21 protein-coding genes are annotated in these 14,036 nt (G+C 69.6%); 9 read left to right on the forward strand and 12 right to left on the reverse strand.

Translation table 11 applies throughout. From position 1 onward, the window contains the following. Window positions 1-54: 54 nt before the first annotated feature. The 9 genes from ABD256_RS35190 to ABD256_RS35230 all read right to left on the reverse strand — a co-directional run bounded on the left by ABD256_RS35190 (window position 55) and on the right by ABD256_RS35230 (window position 6,036). Entirely contained in the window at window positions 55-204 is a 150-nt protein-coding gene (locus ABD256_RS35190; RefSeq protein ID WP_344429081.1) for a hypothetical protein, read from the reverse strand. 331 nt (window positions 205-535) lie between these two features. Beyond that, window positions 536-1,735, reverse strand: coding sequence for a tyrosine-type recombinase/integrase (locus ABD256_RS35195; protein WP_344429083.1), 1,200 nt, complete (start codon window positions 1,733-1,735; stop codon window positions 536-538). Next, window positions 1,732-2,784 (reverse strand): DNA adenine methylase, encoded by a 1,053-nt coding sequence (locus tag ABD256_RS35200; RefSeq protein ID WP_344429085.1) that lies wholly within the window; start codon window positions 2,782-2,784, stop codon window positions 1,732-1,734. The genes ABD256_RS35195 and ABD256_RS35200 overlap by 4 nt, the downstream gene beginning before the upstream one ends. Further along, window positions 2,781-3,617: a hypothetical protein gene (locus ABD256_RS35205; RefSeq protein ID WP_344429087.1), complete on the reverse strand. Its 837-nt coding sequence runs from the start codon at window positions 3,615-3,617 to the stop codon at window positions 2,781-2,783. Before ABD256_RS35205 ends, ABD256_RS35200 begins: the two co-directional genes overlap by 4 nt. Continuing rightward, window positions 3,614-4,762, reverse strand: a complete 1,149-nt coding sequence (locus tag ABD256_RS35210) for a hypothetical protein (protein WP_344429089.1) — start codon at window positions 4,760-4,762, stop codon at window positions 3,614-3,616. Before ABD256_RS35210 ends, ABD256_RS35205 begins: the two co-directional genes overlap by 4 nt. A 124-nt stretch (window positions 4,763-4,886) precedes the next feature. Further along, window positions 4,887-5,132 carry a hypothetical protein gene (locus ABD256_RS35215; protein WP_344429091.1) on the reverse strand — a complete coding sequence of 82 codons (246 nt, stop codon included), beginning with the start codon at window positions 5,130-5,132 and terminating at the stop codon, window positions 4,887-4,889. Beyond that, a complete protein-coding gene (locus ABD256_RS35220; RefSeq protein ID WP_344429093.1) occupies window positions 5,129-5,404 on the reverse strand; it encodes a hypothetical protein in 276 nt (91 codons plus the stop codon). The genes ABD256_RS35215 and ABD256_RS35220 overlap by 4 nt, the downstream gene beginning before the upstream one ends. A gap of 55 nt (window positions 5,405-5,459) precedes the next feature. After that, window positions 5,460-5,831, reverse strand: a complete 372-nt coding sequence (locus ABD256_RS35225; RefSeq protein WP_344429095.1) for a hypothetical protein — start codon at window positions 5,829-5,831, stop codon at window positions 5,460-5,462. A 34-nt stretch (window positions 5,832-5,865) separates the two neighbouring features. Continuing rightward, window positions 5,866-6,036 carry a hypothetical protein gene (locus ABD256_RS35230; protein ID WP_344429097.1) on the reverse strand — a complete coding sequence of 57 codons (171 nt, stop codon included), beginning with the start codon at window positions 6,034-6,036 and terminating at the stop codon, window positions 5,866-5,868. A gap of 202 nt (window positions 6,037-6,238) precedes the next feature. Between ABD256_RS35230 and ABD256_RS35235 the strand changes: the two genes are divergently transcribed. The 8 genes from ABD256_RS35235 (at window position 6,239) to ABD256_RS35270 (ending at window position 10,527) form a co-directional block, all read left to right on the forward strand. Beyond that, complete coding sequence (locus tag ABD256_RS35235; RefSeq protein WP_344429099.1) at window positions 6,239-6,538, forward strand: hypothetical protein; 300 nt, start codon at window positions 6,239-6,241, stop codon at window positions 6,536-6,538. Continuing rightward, a complete protein-coding gene (locus tag ABD256_RS35240; protein ID WP_344429101.1) occupies window positions 6,535-7,338 on the forward strand; it encodes a hypothetical protein in 804 nt (267 codons plus the stop codon). The genes ABD256_RS35235 and ABD256_RS35240 overlap by 4 nt, the downstream gene beginning before the upstream one ends. 33 nt (window positions 7,339-7,371) lie before the next feature. Continuing rightward, on the forward strand, window positions 7,372-7,515 hold the full coding sequence (locus ABD256_RS35245; RefSeq protein WP_344429103.1) for a hypothetical protein: 144 nt from the start codon (window positions 7,372-7,374) through the stop codon (window positions 7,513-7,515). 114 nt (window positions 7,516-7,629) lie between these two features. Continuing rightward, entirely contained in the window at window positions 7,630-8,277 is a 648-nt protein-coding gene (locus ABD256_RS35250) for a hypothetical protein (protein ID WP_344429105.1), read from the forward strand. Window positions 8,278-8,308: 31 nt separating this feature from the next. Beyond that, complete coding sequence (locus tag ABD256_RS35255) at window positions 8,309-8,674, forward strand: hypothetical protein (RefSeq protein ID WP_344429107.1); 366 nt, start codon at window positions 8,309-8,311, stop codon at window positions 8,672-8,674. Beyond that, window positions 8,674-9,450 carry a hypothetical protein gene (locus tag ABD256_RS35260; protein ID WP_344429109.1) on the forward strand — a complete coding sequence of 259 codons (777 nt, stop codon included), beginning with the start codon at window positions 8,674-8,676 and terminating at the stop codon, window positions 9,448-9,450. Before ABD256_RS35255 ends, ABD256_RS35260 begins: the two co-directional genes overlap by 1 nt. A 40-nt stretch (window positions 9,451-9,490) precedes the next feature. Then, the gene (locus ABD256_RS35265; protein WP_344429110.1) at window positions 9,491-9,832 is read left to right on the forward strand and encodes an ASCH domain-containing protein; all 342 of its coding nucleotides are present in this window, start codon (window positions 9,491-9,493) and stop codon (window positions 9,830-9,832) included. A gap of 65 nt (window positions 9,833-9,897) precedes the next feature. After that, entirely contained in the window at window positions 9,898-10,527 is a 630-nt protein-coding gene (locus ABD256_RS35270; RefSeq protein ID WP_344429112.1) for a hypothetical protein, read from the forward strand. A 150-nt stretch (window positions 10,528-10,677) separates the two neighbouring features. Here the strand turns inward: ABD256_RS35270 and ABD256_RS35275 are convergent, their stop codons facing one another. Then, window positions 10,678-11,160 carry a hypothetical protein gene (locus tag ABD256_RS35275; RefSeq protein ID WP_344429114.1) on the reverse strand — a complete coding sequence of 161 codons (483 nt, stop codon included), beginning with the start codon at window positions 11,158-11,160 and terminating at the stop codon, window positions 10,678-10,680. Between the two features lie 297 nt (window positions 11,161-11,457). On the opposite strand from ABD256_RS35275, the gene ABD256_RS35280 reads away from it, so the two are divergent. Next, window positions 11,458-11,802, forward strand: a complete 345-nt coding sequence (locus tag ABD256_RS35280; protein WP_344429116.1) for a hypothetical protein — start codon at window positions 11,458-11,460, stop codon at window positions 11,800-11,802. 45 nt (window positions 11,803-11,847) lie between these two features. On the opposite strand, the gene ABD256_RS35285 is transcribed toward ABD256_RS35280, so the two are convergent. Next, window positions 11,848-12,687: a phosphotransferase enzyme family protein gene (locus ABD256_RS35285; protein ID WP_344429118.1), complete on the reverse strand. Its 840-nt coding sequence runs from the start codon at window positions 12,685-12,687 to the stop codon at window positions 11,848-11,850. A gap of 64 nt (window positions 12,688-12,751) precedes the next feature. After that, window positions 12,752-13,573, reverse strand: a complete 822-nt coding sequence (locus ABD256_RS35290) for a hypothetical protein (RefSeq protein WP_344429120.1) — start codon at window positions 13,571-13,573, stop codon at window positions 12,752-12,754. Window positions 13,574-14,036: the final 463 nt, after the last annotated feature.

A 14,036-nucleotide genomic window follows, 5' to 3' on the forward strand; every position in this document is an offset into this window, starting at 1 on the left:
TCACCCCGCCAGCGGACAACGGGCGGGTACGCCTGCTGAAATCGATGGCTTCGCTCACAGCCCCTCCGCCATCCAGGAACAACTCGACCGCATCCAGCGCGCCATCATCAGCGATCCCGCGCTCGCCAGCGGCAGCGCCAAGGAACTGATCGAGAGCACCGCGAAGGTCGTCCTGCTCGAACGCGGGCTTCCGGTCAACGACAAGGACGACCTCCCCGTATCCGCAGAACCCGCCGCCTGTGCGGGAACCGACACCGTCGCACCAATCATGGAAAGAGATAATCCGCGCAGCATGAAGCCGCGCACAAATCTGCGCTTCATAAAAACGAAAACCTCTCGTTCGTGTCCACCCTCGACAGGCGCAGCATGCCCCCTGGACACCCCGACGCTAACGCGCCACAGCCAAGCACCGCACGGCCGCCGGATGCGATTCACCCCCAACAGCTCAGCGACACCGGACGGGGCTCTTCCGGCGCGGTCAAGTGCTGGTACTGATGCGGGTGGTCGCGTACTGTTCCCGGGCAGGGCCTGGACGTTAGATCCTTTTCGCCGAACTCAGATGTGGACCCGGTTCGGTACTGCGCTCTCCGGCAGTGAGCAGGTCTGCGATAAGCAGTCCGGCGGAGCTGGCGAGGTTCTTGCCGTCGTCGAGGTAGGCCTGAGTTACCGAGATCGAGGAGTGGCCGAGGTCGATGCTGATCTGCCGCACGGGGACGCCGTGGTCTTCGGCGACCCGGGCGTAAAAGCGCCTCGCTTGGTGCGGGCGGATGGTGTCGACGATGCCGGCCAGCTGCGTGGCGTGCGCGCGGGCGGGCCGGGGCAGCCGGTCCGCGGCCCGCTGCAGGAACCGGCACAGGTACTTCAGCGCTTTGACGATCTCCTGGGTTTCCAGCCGTGCACCGGTTTTGGTGGTCAGCAGTGGCTGATCGGCGGGCTTCGCCGACACCTGCCCCCGCACCGCGACGCCGCGCGAGGACTCGGCTTGATCGCGTTCAGCGAGGTAGGCGTCGATAAGCGCGAGCAGCGTCGGGCTGATCCTGCCCCAGCGTTCCTTGTCGCCCTTGCCGTCGATCAGGACGGCGGGGTCACCGTCCGGGCCGGTGCGGTAGATGTCGCCGCGGTCGAGCGCGCACAGCTCCTCAGCGCGAATCCCGGTGGTGGCGAGGAAGTCCACGATCATCTGGTACCGCAGCCGAAGCGCGCCCGGGTAGTGCGCGGCCGCGAACCGCAGCGCTTTCACCTGCGGCAGGCTCCACGCCACCCGCGGTCGCTTCGGCGCAGGTGTGGAGACGTGCAGGTTTCGGCGTTCCTCACGGGGCAGCGCGGCGGGCACCTCGATGGTGGTGCGCCGCTGGTGGCGCTGCTCGCGGTACCACGCCGACACCGCGCCCAGCCGGGCCTTGATCGTGGTCCGGGCGATTCCGGACGCGTCTTGCTCGGTGATCCAGCGGCGCAGGACCTTGCGGTCGACCTCGGCGTAGGGGTCGATCCCGTGCCGGGCGCACCACGGGAAGAACGCGCACGGGTCGGGGACCAGGCGCACGTTGTGGTGCTCGCTGGGGTCGCCGCGCCAGAGCGCTTGCATGGCTCGCGGGATGCCCAGCGCGGTGGCGTAGCTCGTTTTCGTGTTGGCCGCGGTGTAGGCGGTGTGCAGCCACTCCGCTGCGGCCGTCACGGCCGGGAGCGCCCACGGCGGTGCCGGGTCGTGCTCGGCGAGCACCAGGTCGCCGGTCATGCCGGCACCCGGGACGAGTCGCCGCCGCGGCGTGCGCGGTACGCGCGCTGCTGGCAGGACCGCGAGCAGTAGGCCCGGGGCCGTCCCGTCGACGCCCGTCCGATCGCGGTCCCGCAGATCCGGCACACCGGTGCGACCGGAAGCGAGGTTTCCTCACACGAGACGGTTTCGGCGGCGGTGCCGGGGGTTTCGTCACACGCGGGATCGGTGAGCAGGTCGAGCTGGTCGCCGATCGGGCGGTTGGACCACAGGACCTCGACCGCGTGCCGGGCTCGCGCGGGTGCGTGATTGCCCGACGGCCGGGGCAGGGTGAGTGCGATCTGGTGCCAGTCGCCGAAGAGCTCGTCGTAGAGATCGCTGGGATAGCCCGAGAGCAGGACGGTCGCGTTCGTGGCGTGCAGGGCGGCGGCGAGGTCGCGGTGCTCGGCTTCGCCGGCGGTGTCGAAGGTGTAGTCGCGGCCGCGTGAGCGGTCCCGGCCGAGCCGGGTCTGCTCGAGGTAGGGCGGGTCGACGTAGAGCACGGCGTCGTGCACGCCGTACTTGGTGATGATGTCGGTGGCGGGCCGGTTCTCGATCAGCACGGTGCGCAAGCGTGCCGCGGCTACCGCGAGTTCGTCTGCGCGGGCCGCGAAATCCGGCGCCGGGTTCGATTTCGGCGCCGCGGAGGAGGCCCACCCGGCGCGTCCGGCGGCGCTGGCCTTGTTGAAGGACTGGTTGCACCGCACCCACCAGCGGCGTGCCCGTTCGACGGGATCGAGCGTGGCGGGCCGCTCGGCGCAGGCCTCGTACTCCGCTCGGGAGTACGGGGTGAGCTGGCAGGCGCGGGCGAGTTCGGGCCCGCGGGTACGCAGCACGGTGAAGAAGTGGGTGACCTCGCCGTCGAGATCGTTGATGACCTCCACCGGGCTGGGTGTCTTCGCGAAGAGCACGGCGGCCGACCCGGCGTGGGTTTCGACGAACACGCGGTGCGGCGGCAGCATGCCGCCGATCCGGCGCGCGAGCCGGACCTTCGCGCCGTAGTAGCCCACCGGCGGGCGCAACGCGGTCACGCTGCCCGCTCCACCGCGTCGAGCTGGTCGTCGTCGGGGTAGACCTCGGCTCCGGCCGCCGCCGCGGCGGCGACCAGCGCGGGGCACGGGTACACCACCGGCTCCGATGGTCCGGCCGCAGCGGTGCAGGTGGTGCAGATCTGCGAGCCGATCGGCAGCGGCGTGTTGAAGTGCGCGGTGGTGACCGGGTGCTGCTCGATCACCTCGCCGAGGTCGGTGAGGTCCGGGATGGACGGAAGAACGGGGGGTTCGGTGCGCAGCAGCACCCGGGCCGGGGTCAGGGTCAGGTCCGGGGTCTCGTAGCGGCGGGGCTGTTTCCCGCGGTGGTAGGCGATCGTGCGGAGGCCGCCGTCGTGCTCGTCGACGCGCACCTCATGTGTCGCGCTGACGTCGACGTCGTCGTCAACGACACCGTTGGCGTCCATCCAGGCGAGCACCTCGTCGAGCACCGGGCCGGGCAGGACGTAGGGCGCGTAGGCCGGGATCGACCACACCGTGCGGCCCGGCCCGACCGGCAGCGGGTCGGCGGCAGGCTCGTCGACGACCGCGTCCACGGCCGGGGCGGTGACGGGTCGGGTGGCGAGCCGCCGCTCGAGCATGATGCGGACACCGACGGCGCCGGTGCAGACGAACTCGTCCAGCAGGTCGTCGGCGACCCGCTTACCGAGTTCGAGCTCGTCATCGGTGAAGTAGCGGTACCGGTCGGAGACGACCAGGTCCGGGTCGATCGGCTCGACGGCGCACTGCAGCCACCACACCATGCTGTCGACGGCTTCGGCGAGCCGGTCCTGCTCGGTGATGTCCACTGTGGAGTCCTGGGCTGTGGTGGTCACGAGATGGTCCGGCCTGCCGCTGTGGTGATCTCGGTGAGCCGGGTGCGCTGGGACTGGACGAGCTCGTCGAGCCGGGCGCCCGCCCCGTCGATGATCTCGACGAAACGCCGTTCGGCGGTGGGGTCCTCGGCGTAGCCGATGTGCCAGTTCTTGGCGCCGGTGATACCCAGTTCGTCGGCGAGCTGGATCCGCAGCTCATCCAGGGTGAGGTCGCCATGCTCGGGCAGCTCGGCGCCGACGGTGGTGAGCGCGCGGGCGTGGACGTATTCCCAGTCGCGCACGACGGGCTTGGCGTGGTCGTGGGCGTCGAGGAGCTGTTTGACCGCGACTTCCCAGCCGTGCGGCGGGTGGTCGAGGTCGGACCAGGCCTTCTCGATCCGGTCGAACGCGTCGGCGACCGCGGGCCAGGCGTCCGCGGCGTCCCGCAGCACCCGGGTCGCCTTGCGGCGGTAGGCCGCCTGCTGCCACAGGCGGCGGGCGACGGTGAACTCGCGGCGGACCAGCTCGGCGCGCTCCTGGTCGAGGTCGGCGAGCGCACGGGACGTGGGCACGACCGGCTCGGGCTCGTAGCCGTCGAAGTCCGAGAAGTGGAAGCGCGCCGCTTCGCGCACGCCGCCGTAGTGGACGATCTGGGTCGCCTTGAGGAAGTGCGGGTGATGCGCGATCGGACAATCATCGCCCGCTTCAGCCACGACGACCTGCTTGGGCTGGCGTGCCTCCCACGCGGCACGCGCCTGCCGTGCCCGCTCGGCCTCGAGCGCGTGCTGGGCGGCGAGTTGCTCGGCGCTCGGCGGCGCCAGCTCGATCATCAGCGCGGTGATCTCCTCTGGCTGCCCGTCCTGCCAGGATCCGTCGGCGTCGCGGTAGGAGCCCTGGTAGCAGGGTTCGGTCGAGCTGCTGCAGTCGTGATGGAGGCGGACGTCCAGGGCAGGGGCGTGTTTCTGCCACGCCGCCTGGTACAGGATGGCCTCGTCCGGGTCGGTGAATTCGCGAAAGGCGACGAACTGCCAGTCCCCGGTCGTGGCCGCGTCGCCGGTGTAGACGCTCACGGAGGAGTACGGGCCGAAGGGCAGCGGAGTGGAGAAGTCGTAGAAGTTGCGGGGCACGGGTTGGGCGGCGCGGCGGCGCGGCCAGAGCTTGAACATCGAAATCCCTCATCTCCGGGTATGCGGCGTGGTGCTCGACAGGGGCGGGGTGGTGCCGGGGAATCTCGCGGTCAGCTCTGGGCGACGGTGTTCGCGACGAGCTGCTGCAGGCGTCGGCGCATGGTCAGTCCTTCAAGGTGATGCCGAAGTGCGCGGCCAGGTCGTCGGCCAGCAGCTTCGGGCGGGGTTCGTCGTCGGTGAGGTGATCGCCGAGCACGTCCCGCGCGGTCTGGTAATCGAGATCGCCGTCGGCCCAGCACTCTGCGAGCTCGACCGCAGCCGCCGCCGCGTTGGCCGGGGCGACGTCGGCGTTGACGAGCCAGGCGGTGATTGCGGCGACGGGGACGATGATGCGCGCCATCTCGTTCACCGCCCCGTTGTTAGCTCGTAGAGGCGCCAGAACTCGGTGAGCGGCAAGGCTTCGTAGTCGTCCCAGTAGGTCTCCAGCGCCAGCGCGGGATCGACGTTGTGCAGCGGGCTGCCCGCGGCGAAGGCGGGAGGGAAGTTCTCGCAGACGTACTCGCGGCCCTCGATCTCGACGGTGCGGATGAACCCGACGAGCAGTCCCCGGTCGTGTTCGGCGAGCGTGTCCCATCCAGGCAGCCGCAGGGCCACGTGGACGCCTGTTCGGGTGTTGTCCATGGTCTTCCCTTCGGTCAGCGGTCTACCGGGAGCTCGTTCAGGGCGTCGTGAGATGTCATCGCGGATGCGTCACTTCAGTGTCAGTAGCAGCGGAGCGCCGCAGGATGCGGCGGATTCCCGCGCGCAGGGCCCGGCCTATGTCGGCGAACTCGTCGACCACGGCGTCGAGGTAGCCGTAGTGGCTCCGCTTGACCAGCGCGACGGCGTCCTTGCGGGAGATCGGGTGCAGTTCGACGTCGCGGTAGGGCGAGGCGTCGCCGCATTCGGCCTTGCAGGCGGCCATCTTCTCGTCGGCGAGCCTCTTCGACACCACCACGCTGGCGGTGCTGGCGTGGCGCCGGGAGAGGCTGAGCTGGACGAGCAGTTCGATGTCGTGCTGGTGCTGGCAGGTGGTCTGCTGGGTCATGATCTTCTGCTGTGTCGTCATCGCTGCTCCTTCGGTTCGTGGTGGTGAATAGTGATCACAACGAGCCCTCTGGCAGGAGCTCGTGAAGCTCCCACCAGCCCGGTACTTCCTTGAGTCGCCACTGCGGCCAGTTGGGCTCGATCTCGGCCACGGTCCCGGTCGCCCACAACTCTTCGGTGGGGTACACGACCTTCTCTCCGACCGTCGGGAACCAGGTGCCGCTCATCGCGCTTTCCTTCCTGCGAAGCCGCGTCCCACTGACACCCGATGACGCCTCTGAACATCCGGTCATTTCGGGCTTCCGGGGCGAGTGCTGTATCCGTATCTATAACACAGGTTATCGATACTTCTATGAACATGACGCCGCCAGACGGGTGAAAGTGTCGAATGACTCGACATTGTCGAGTCATTCGACATATGCTGGGGGCATGACGCGCTACGAGAACTACGAGTACGAGCCGGCCGCGCGGCCGCGGGCTGTCCGCGATCTCGTCCGAGCCCTGGGTGTGCCCGACGAGGTGCCGCTGGCCGTGCCCGATGAGCGGCTGGTCGTCATCGAAACGCTGGACCGTCCCGACGGCAGTCTGACCGGCGATCAGATCGTGATCGGCATCGACACCGCCGCCGAAGCCAACCTCTCCGGCCGCATCGGGAACAAGGACACCGTGCTGCATCTCGAAGGCGACTTCGCCGCGGGAACCTACGAGCGAGACGTGGACGAGGCGTGAGCACGTCGAGCTACGACCCCGAAGCGGCACGAACCACGGCGCTGGGTGCGCTGCGCGCGTGGGCCCGCAACCGCGACCGCCTGCCCACCGACCGCGCCGAGTTGCTCGCGCTGGCCTGGTACACCGGCAACCGCAACGTCGCCGAACTCGCCCGGCTCGCCGACATCTCCCGCGACATCGTCTACGCCGATCTCAAATCCGCCGGCATCGACGTGGCCGATCGTGCCGCCGCGGTCGACGTGCCGCGCTACGAGCCGTTGCGGGCGGACACCGTCGCCGCGATCGCGGACCTGCTCTTCGCCCGGGTCGGCCCCTCGATGCTCACCGAGAACCCCAGTCCGCTGACCAACGCCGCGTGGATGGCGGCGATCGCGCTACAGCGAATCAGCGAACTGCTCACCGATGCTCCCTCGACCGACCAAGACGACCGGATCGCCGCGCTGGACGACCTCGCCGCTCGCGGCGAATACGTGACCAGGTCCGTGCACAAGCTCATGGCCGCCGAGATCCCGGCCGAGCGGCTCGTCCAGTACACCGACAACACCGCGAGCACCGGCCTGGACCTCGCCGAGCCGATCATCACCGCCGCCACCCTGACCCTGGCCCTGCCCAACCAGGAGACCATCACGCTCACGCTGGACAACGGCGGCGGCAAACCGGTGACCGTGCACGGCGAGAGCCCGCACCTGACCGGGCAACCCGACGCGGCCGCGCACCTGCACATCACCCACGCCCTCACCGCGCTCGCGCTCGCCCTCACCACGTCCCTGTCCGGCGAGGCCCTGGCGTACGACGAATAAGTAGTTCCCCATCAGAAAAACAAGGAGGAGATCGTGAACGACGACATCGCCGAACAGGTCCGGCGCAACATGCGTGAAGAAGAGCGTGAGCAGGCCGCCGCCGAGCGGCGGCGGGCCGCTGCCGAACGCTCGCGGCAGGCGACCCGCTCCGACGGGCGGGCGCGCGCAGGCCGCTGACGGCTGGTGGCGCCTACCTGGCTGGTCTCCCGGAACCCAGACCACGGAAGACCGGGAGACCAGCCTCCACCGACAACGACCACCACCCCGACCGTTCTCTGGAGCAAAAAACCCATGAGCGACAACGACAGCGGCCTGCCCGGTGACCTCCACGCCGCCCTGCAGCGCCACCTGCCCGACCCCGCCGACGATCCGTACCACCGCAACCCGCGAACGGCCCTGGCCGTGCTGGACCGGCTGCGGCCGCACTTCGACGACTTCGACGACGTGGTCCAGGTGCTGTTCCCCTACGACGGCCCGCACAGTCGGGACACCGTGATCGACGCCGCGGTGCTGATGGCCCGGACCGGCCGCTACCTCAACAACGCCACCCAACGCCGCGCGCCCCTGGACCAGGGCAGCACCGTCGGCGCGATCATCGGCAACGTCAAGGCGGTGCTGTACCAGTTCGAGCAGCTGCTGGAGCAACTCGCCGACGGTGCGATGCGCCTGGCCGACGATCCGACGCTGTACTCCGACCAGGTCGCCTGGGACCAGAACGTCCCGCGCGAGCAGCGGATGAAGGATCGGCACGACGCCGGCGTCACCACCGCGATGCACCTCGCCGACCAACTCCGCCAGATCCGCGGTGACCTGGTCACCCGGGACAGCGCCGGATTCCGGCCCATCAGTGGGATCGCGCCCCGCCTCGACGAGCCGACCGCGCTGGCCAACCAGCTCGGCCACACCATCGACGACCACGATGACTCCTCCAGCGCCTGACCCCTCTACCCACCAGCGAAAGGCCATTCCGATGACGACCGACGCGACGGCGCTGCCGCTCGAAGACCTGCACGACGAGCTGCGCCGATGGAGCGCAACCCACTCGCCCGGTGTGCGGGCGGCGGTAGAGCTGCTGATCGAACACGACCGCTGGCTGCGCCACGAGGACTTCCGGGCGCGCGCGGTGAAACGGATCGACTACGAGGAGATGGTGGTCATCTCCTGGCCGGTGGCGCAGGACATGCTCGACGACGGCCTGCGGGCGTCGACGAGCGAGCTCGCGGTGCTCGACTTCGCGCTCGCCCTGGCGCAGGACCGGTTCCGCTGGGCCAGCATGGGCCTCGAACATTGCGCGATGCTGCTGCACGCCGCCCAGACCGCGCTCGGAGCGCGCTGATGACCGGCCAGGACGAGGTCCGGATCCTGATCCCCGACCACCCCGAGCTGCGGCTCGCCGCAGCGATCGAGTTCGCCGGGGCGCTCCAGCACGCGAACGACCCGCTGCCCGTGGACGAGGGCGAGCCGTGGCGGCTGCCCGAGCAGCTGGTCGCCGCCGACCTGGAGTCCGCGCTCGACGCCGCGGTGCTCCACCAGCCGCACTTCAGCCACCGGCACATCGGCGACACCGGCCCCGACACCGACACGGGGATCGATCTGCGGCACGACGGTGTCGGGCACATGCCCGTCTACGTCACGACGCTGCCGCGTGAGCAGCTGCGGCTGCTCCTCGACGCGGCCGCGGTCCTCGAGCAGGCCGAAACCACATCAGGGACGGAGTCGTTGCCCGCGTTGCGGGAGGTGCGCGAGTTCGTCGACACCTGGCGCGAGGCCGACGAGGACCAGGACGGCGACGTGTCGCTGGGCGCGTGGCGGACCGTCGTGCGGATCCTCGGGCTCGCGATCGCCGACACCCCGGCGCGCGAGCACCGGCCGCGGCGGCTGCTCGACGAAGCGGGCCAGGCGGTGCCGGTCGCGGACGGTACGGGCACGTCCCCGGCCGCCGACACCGCGGTGCTGCTGGCCCGGATCGACGCCGCCGGTGACACCCGGCCCGTTGATCTCGACACCGCCGCGTTCGCCGCCTACCAGCGGCTGACCATCGAATGGCACACCGCGATCTACGGCCCGAAGGCCACCAGCGCGGACGCGCTGCTGCAGTCAAACACGTACTGACCGAGCACGTACGGACCGGGAGGATCCGATGCCGCGCTTGATGTCTGTCGCTTACACCGAAGCCTCGGTGCATGCCCGTGTGAAGACGGTGACCCGCCGGAAAGGCTGGTTGTTCTTGCGCCCTGGGGAGCGGATCACGTTGTGCCGCAAGGTGATGGGCCGCAAACCCGGCGAGCCGCTGGTCCGCATCACCGACGTCGACGTGGTCGACGTGCGACGGGAACCGCTGGCCGCGATCACCGACGACGAGGTCGCGCTCGAAGGCTTCCCCGGAATGTCCCGCGACGAGTTCATCCAGCACTTCTTCGTTACCGCGCAAGGAATCCAGCCCGACGACCTCATCACCCGCATCGAGTGGACCTACGTGTCCTCCCCCGGCTGAGCGTGCCCCGCGCGCCCGGACCTGCTGCCACGAAACGAGGAGTCCCCTTGATCACGCTCGCCACGGTGACACAGCTGGAGAAGGTCGCGGACACACTCCCGGCCGGGGAGGCGGTGCTGGACCGGGCACGGACCCGCGTTCGCCAGGCCGCCCGGATCGTCTCCGCCGCCGTGCAGGTGGATCCGACCCTGCTCGACGACCGCGACTACGCCCGCAACCACCTCCTCGACCTCTGCGTCGAGCTGGTCCGCCAGCTCCAGCCACTGGCCCGGCAGGCCTTCCTGACCCTGGAACACGCCCGCCTCACCAAGGCCGGGGCCCCGCAGGAGGAGTTCGCGCGCATCGGCAGGATCAACCCGCTCGCCCCGGACGAGCTCGACGCCCTGTCCGAACGGCTCGTCGAACTCGCCAAGCAGATCGACGCCGCGGCGCTGCCGGACTGGAACACACCCCGGCGGATCCGGGAACGCTCCGAACGCCTGCTGCCCGGCCCCAAGGTCATCACCCGGTTCGCTGACCAGCTCGCCGAGGCCGTCCGTCCCGCCGCCGACCTGCCCTACCCGGCCGCCATGGCCGTCGAGGTCGCCGCCCTGGCCGAGCAGCTGCGGACCATCGCGGATCGACCCACGGCGGCCGAGGACCAGATCGCCGCCACCTATGCAGCACCCGGCATCGTCGGCAGGAATGACCGGTGACCAGCCGGTGTTGGCCGTCGCCGGACGTCGGCTCCTGCCCGGCCGGGGCGCGCCTGATCCCGGGCAGGATGATGCTCGCCGTGGGCACTGGGGTGTCCCCCGGCGGTCGCCGCATCGGCGAGCGCCGGGGACCTGTTCTCGCTCTGTGGGTCAGCGGCGGTAGCAGGGGTGGTGGCCTTCCCAGCATTCGCCGAGGCTGGTCATGAGCCTGGCGCTGTGCAGGCAGGCGCGCTGGTCTTCCCAGCGGCCATGGTGGTTGCCCGCGGCGAGCAACAACGGGTTGGTGACCGTGGTGTACCCGATGATCGCGGCGACTGCGGCGTCGGCCGCCTCCCCCTGCAGCGGAGCGACGGTGGCATCCGGTGCCGGAAGGGTCAGCGTGCGATCGGCCAGGGCGAGGGAGTAACTGAACTGGGTGGCGAGGTCGTACTCGCAGGTCTCGGCGTTGCCCTGGCGGGCTTTCCAGCGCGGGTCGGCAGCGGCGGCAAGCCCGCACCAGCGGGCCGCGAGCAGTCCTTCCCAGGCGGTGGCCAGTACCTGCGTGATGTCGTCCGGCGGCATCGTCTCGAGGACACGGGTCAGGGTGGCCAACGCCCCCGGCCAGTCATCGTGTGTGTCGGACGTGTCGCGCACCGTGACATCCTGCCACGGGGGGTTGGAGCTGGTTGGTTCCGATGCTCCGGCCCTGCGCGGCGAGTCAGGTGCCGAAACGGTGCCGGCGATTCAGGCCGCGGCAGCACCAGATGGCTGCCCCAGTACCCGGAACGCACGCAACACCGCGATGATCGATGCCATCGCCGACCTGCCGCCCACCGTCGTAGTCCCTCGGTGCGCTGGCCCAGAGCGGTGTCTCTCCGGGACCGGTCCCGGCCAACGAAGTTAATGTCCGCACTTGCTTCACCGGCAGCACTCTCTCCCTAGCGAAGGAATGTGAGCAGGTTGAACAGGCGAAACGTATTCGTTGGCATGGTTGTCGCGTCTGTCTTGTCTTTCGTGGTGCCGTCAACGGCGGTCGCGGCGGTACCGGCAACGGCCGGGTCTTCGGCCCTTCCGCCGTGCAACGTCACGGCCAAGTCGCCGCACATCAATGTGCGCAAGGAAGCGACCACGAAGTCGGCGGTGGTCAGTGTGATGGAGCCTGGTCAAAGGTGGGTGGCGTACTGCGGCACGGTGCGAGGCGAGAACATCGCGGTGTGTGGCCTGCCGGCACTGGATCAATGGGTCAGGCTGGAGCTTGGTTACGTGCACAAGTCCTGTGCCTACTGGATCGAGTAGGGACCGGCCCACAAATGGGCCGGGGGTGGTTGCACGAAGCTCTCGTCAGAGGCCCTCGAGTTCGGCCAGGCGCCGGTAGCCGTGGCCTGCGAAGTTGGGCAGGCGGCGGGCGTGGGAGTACACCAGGACGCCGGCAGTGGCCCAGAGCCGGATCACGCGCATCGCCTCGACCGGCCACGGCCATACCGGGGTGGCGTGGCGCTGGTAGCCGCGGTGGAAGGCGTCCCGCTCGCCCGGGTCGGCGAGCTGGTCGAGATCGGCGAGCTTCGCGAAGTCCAGCAGCGGGTGCGCCCGCCGCACGTTCTCCAGGTCGAACACGATCGGCTCTCCGGCGTGGGAGACGCCGATGTTGCCTCGGTGCAGATCGCCGTGGATCACCGATTCCCCCTCGATGGCGGCCGGTCCCCAGCGGGCACGGAGCGCGCGGATCCGGTCCGCCGCACCAGGATCGGCTGGTTCGAGGGCGTCGGCGCGCGCGAGGATCTCGGCGTCAACGTCGTGGCGGGTGAGCCCGGCGGGGACGGGCAGGGTGTGCAGCTGCCCGACCATCTCGCCGACCTGTGCCACCAGGGCCGGGGTGAGCCGGGCCTGCGGGTCGAGGTCGACCCAGTCGTAGGCCACCCACCAGCGCTGCTGCGCGGCGAGCTCGCCGTACTCGAGTACCCGCGGCGTCCTCAGCACGTCGCGGGCCAGGGCATCGGCGGCGACCGCGCGCCGCCAGTACCCGCGGTCGTCGAAGAGCTTCACGAACACCGGCCTGCCGGTGGGGGCTTCGGCACGGAAATGCCGATTATGGAACCGCCCCCGGGCGCTGCCCAGCGGAAACACCCGGCAGCCCAGCACGCCGCCGAGCATCACCTGCAGCGCGCCATCGTCCTCGGGCATAGAACCGATCATGCTCGACGCGCCGCCCGCGCGGCTGGATACGCTGCGGGCGGCCGTGGGGTGTTCAGGCTTTGCAGCGCAGGTCGTAGAGCCGCCAGGCTTCGCTGACGAGGAGTGTTGGTGCGGCGGCGGCGAGTCCGATGTGTTCGATCGGGCTGGTCGAGCGCGCGTAGGCGGTGCCGTCGGGTCTGCGGACGAGATCGCCGTCGCGAATCAGCGACAGCCGGCTGTAGGGCGTGCCGTGGGCGTGGCCGCTTTGCGAGCGCCAGAGCATGCCGCTGCTTTCCCGAACACGGCCGGAATCTGCGGTGTTCTCCGGGAACGCGAGGGCGATGGCCTCTTTGATCACCGTCGTCATGTTCAGCGTCCAGTTGGCGACCGTCGCCCCGTTCACGCCGAGCGCGTCCGCCGCCGCAGCGGCGGCGCTGAGCCGGGTGCTGAGCGTCGCGAGGTTCCGGTCGGCGATGACCTGCTGCTCGGCAGTGAGATTGGTGATGTCGTTGATCAGCTTGCGTTCCTGGTTGTAGCTGTCGACCGCGATCCGCAAGGCGTTCTCGACGCGCGTCGATCGCTGTCGAGGGGCGAGAACCCAGACGGCCTGGGCCGAGCCCATCAACGCCGATCGGAGAACGGTGTAGTAGGCCACCGGATAGAGCGTGCGCGTAGCGGTCAACGCCGCGCGGAAGAAGTCGAGGTGCTCAATCGCCGCGACGAGCCCGTTGTAGGCGGCCGAGGACGCCGGCAGCGACGGGAACGTGGTGTCGTCTGCGGCGAGGCTGCTGCCCGCCGACGGGGTCAACGGTTCCTGCTCGATGCGCGCCTGCCACTGCTCGATCACCGCGAACATCCGTGCGAACCGCGCCCCCCAGCCGTCCGGGATCTCCATTTCCCCATGGTATCGACGCCGTGCGGATGCGGCGCCGAGCTAGCGGGTGCCGCGCGCTGCGCAACACCCGCCGCCCTACTTCGTCGTGATGATCGGCATGCCGAGACTGACTGGTTGGCTGACTTGACGGTCGCGCGTCCGGTCCAAGCTGACCAGCTTCCTGGCGGCGGCTTGGAGGCTGGCGTCCGTTGTCGACCAGGAACCGCCGAACCGGCTCGACTGGCTGCCCATCGTCGTCGACCAGCAGCCACTGCACGGTGCCCTCGTCCGGCACCACACGGCCCCACCGCGGCAGCTTGATCGCCGCGATATCCCGACCTACGTCATCAAACATCCGCACACCACGTTCTCGATCAAGGTGTGTGAGGTGCCAGCGGACGTGGAAAAGTCCGGGTGGGCGGACAGTTTGGTCCGGGTAGGCGGACATGAGATCTCCGGGTTGATGGACATGATTCCTCCGGGA

The sequence above is a fragment of the Amycolatopsis minnesotensis genome (genome assembly GCF_039529815.1).
GTDB classification, from domain to species: Bacteria; Actinomycetota; Actinomycetes; order Mycobacteriales; family Pseudonocardiaceae; genus Amycolatopsis; species Amycolatopsis minnesotensis.

Coding starts and splice junctions, on each gene's coding strand:
- ABD256_RS35220 (WP_344429093.1), bottom strand. CDS start 5,404: ATGGACAACACCCGAACAGGCGTCCACGTGGCCCTGCGGCTGCCTGGA.
- ABD256_RS35195 (WP_344429083.1), bottom strand. CDS start 1,735: ATGACCGGCGACCTGGTGCTCGCCGAGCACGACCCGGCACCGCCGTGG.
- ABD256_RS35250 (WP_344429105.1), top strand. CDS start 7,630: ATGAGCGACAACGACAGCGGCCTGCCCGGTGACCTCCACGCCGCCCTG.
- ABD256_RS35210 (WP_344429089.1), bottom strand. CDS start 4,762: ATGTTCAAGCTCTGGCCGCGCCGCCGCGCCGCCCAACCCGTGCCCCGC.
- ABD256_RS35290 (WP_344429120.1), bottom strand. CDS start 13,573: ATGGAGATCCCGGACGGCTGGGGGGCGCGGTTCGCACGGATGTTCGCG.
- ABD256_RS35225 (WP_344429095.1), bottom strand. CDS start 5,831: ATGACGACACAGCAGAAGATCATGACCCAGCAGACCACCTGCCAGCAC.
- ABD256_RS35260 (WP_344429109.1), top strand. CDS start 8,674: ATGACCGGCCAGGACGAGGTCCGGATCCTGATCCCCGACCACCCCGAG.
- ABD256_RS35285 (WP_344429118.1), bottom strand. CDS start 12,687: ATGCCCGAGGACGATGGCGCGCTGCAGGTGATGCTCGGCGGCGTGCTG.
- ABD256_RS35265 (WP_344429110.1), top strand. CDS start 9,491: ATGTCTGTCGCTTACACCGAAGCCTCGGTGCATGCCCGTGTGAAGACG.
- ABD256_RS35255 (WP_344429107.1), top strand. CDS start 8,309: ATGACGACCGACGCGACGGCGCTGCCGCTCGAAGACCTGCACGACGAG.
- ABD256_RS35235 (WP_344429099.1), top strand. CDS start 6,239: ATGACGCGCTACGAGAACTACGAGTACGAGCCGGCCGCGCGGCCGCGG.
- ABD256_RS35230 (WP_344429097.1), bottom strand. CDS start 6,036: ATGAGCGGCACCTGGTTCCCGACGGTCGGAGAGAAGGTCGTGTACCCC.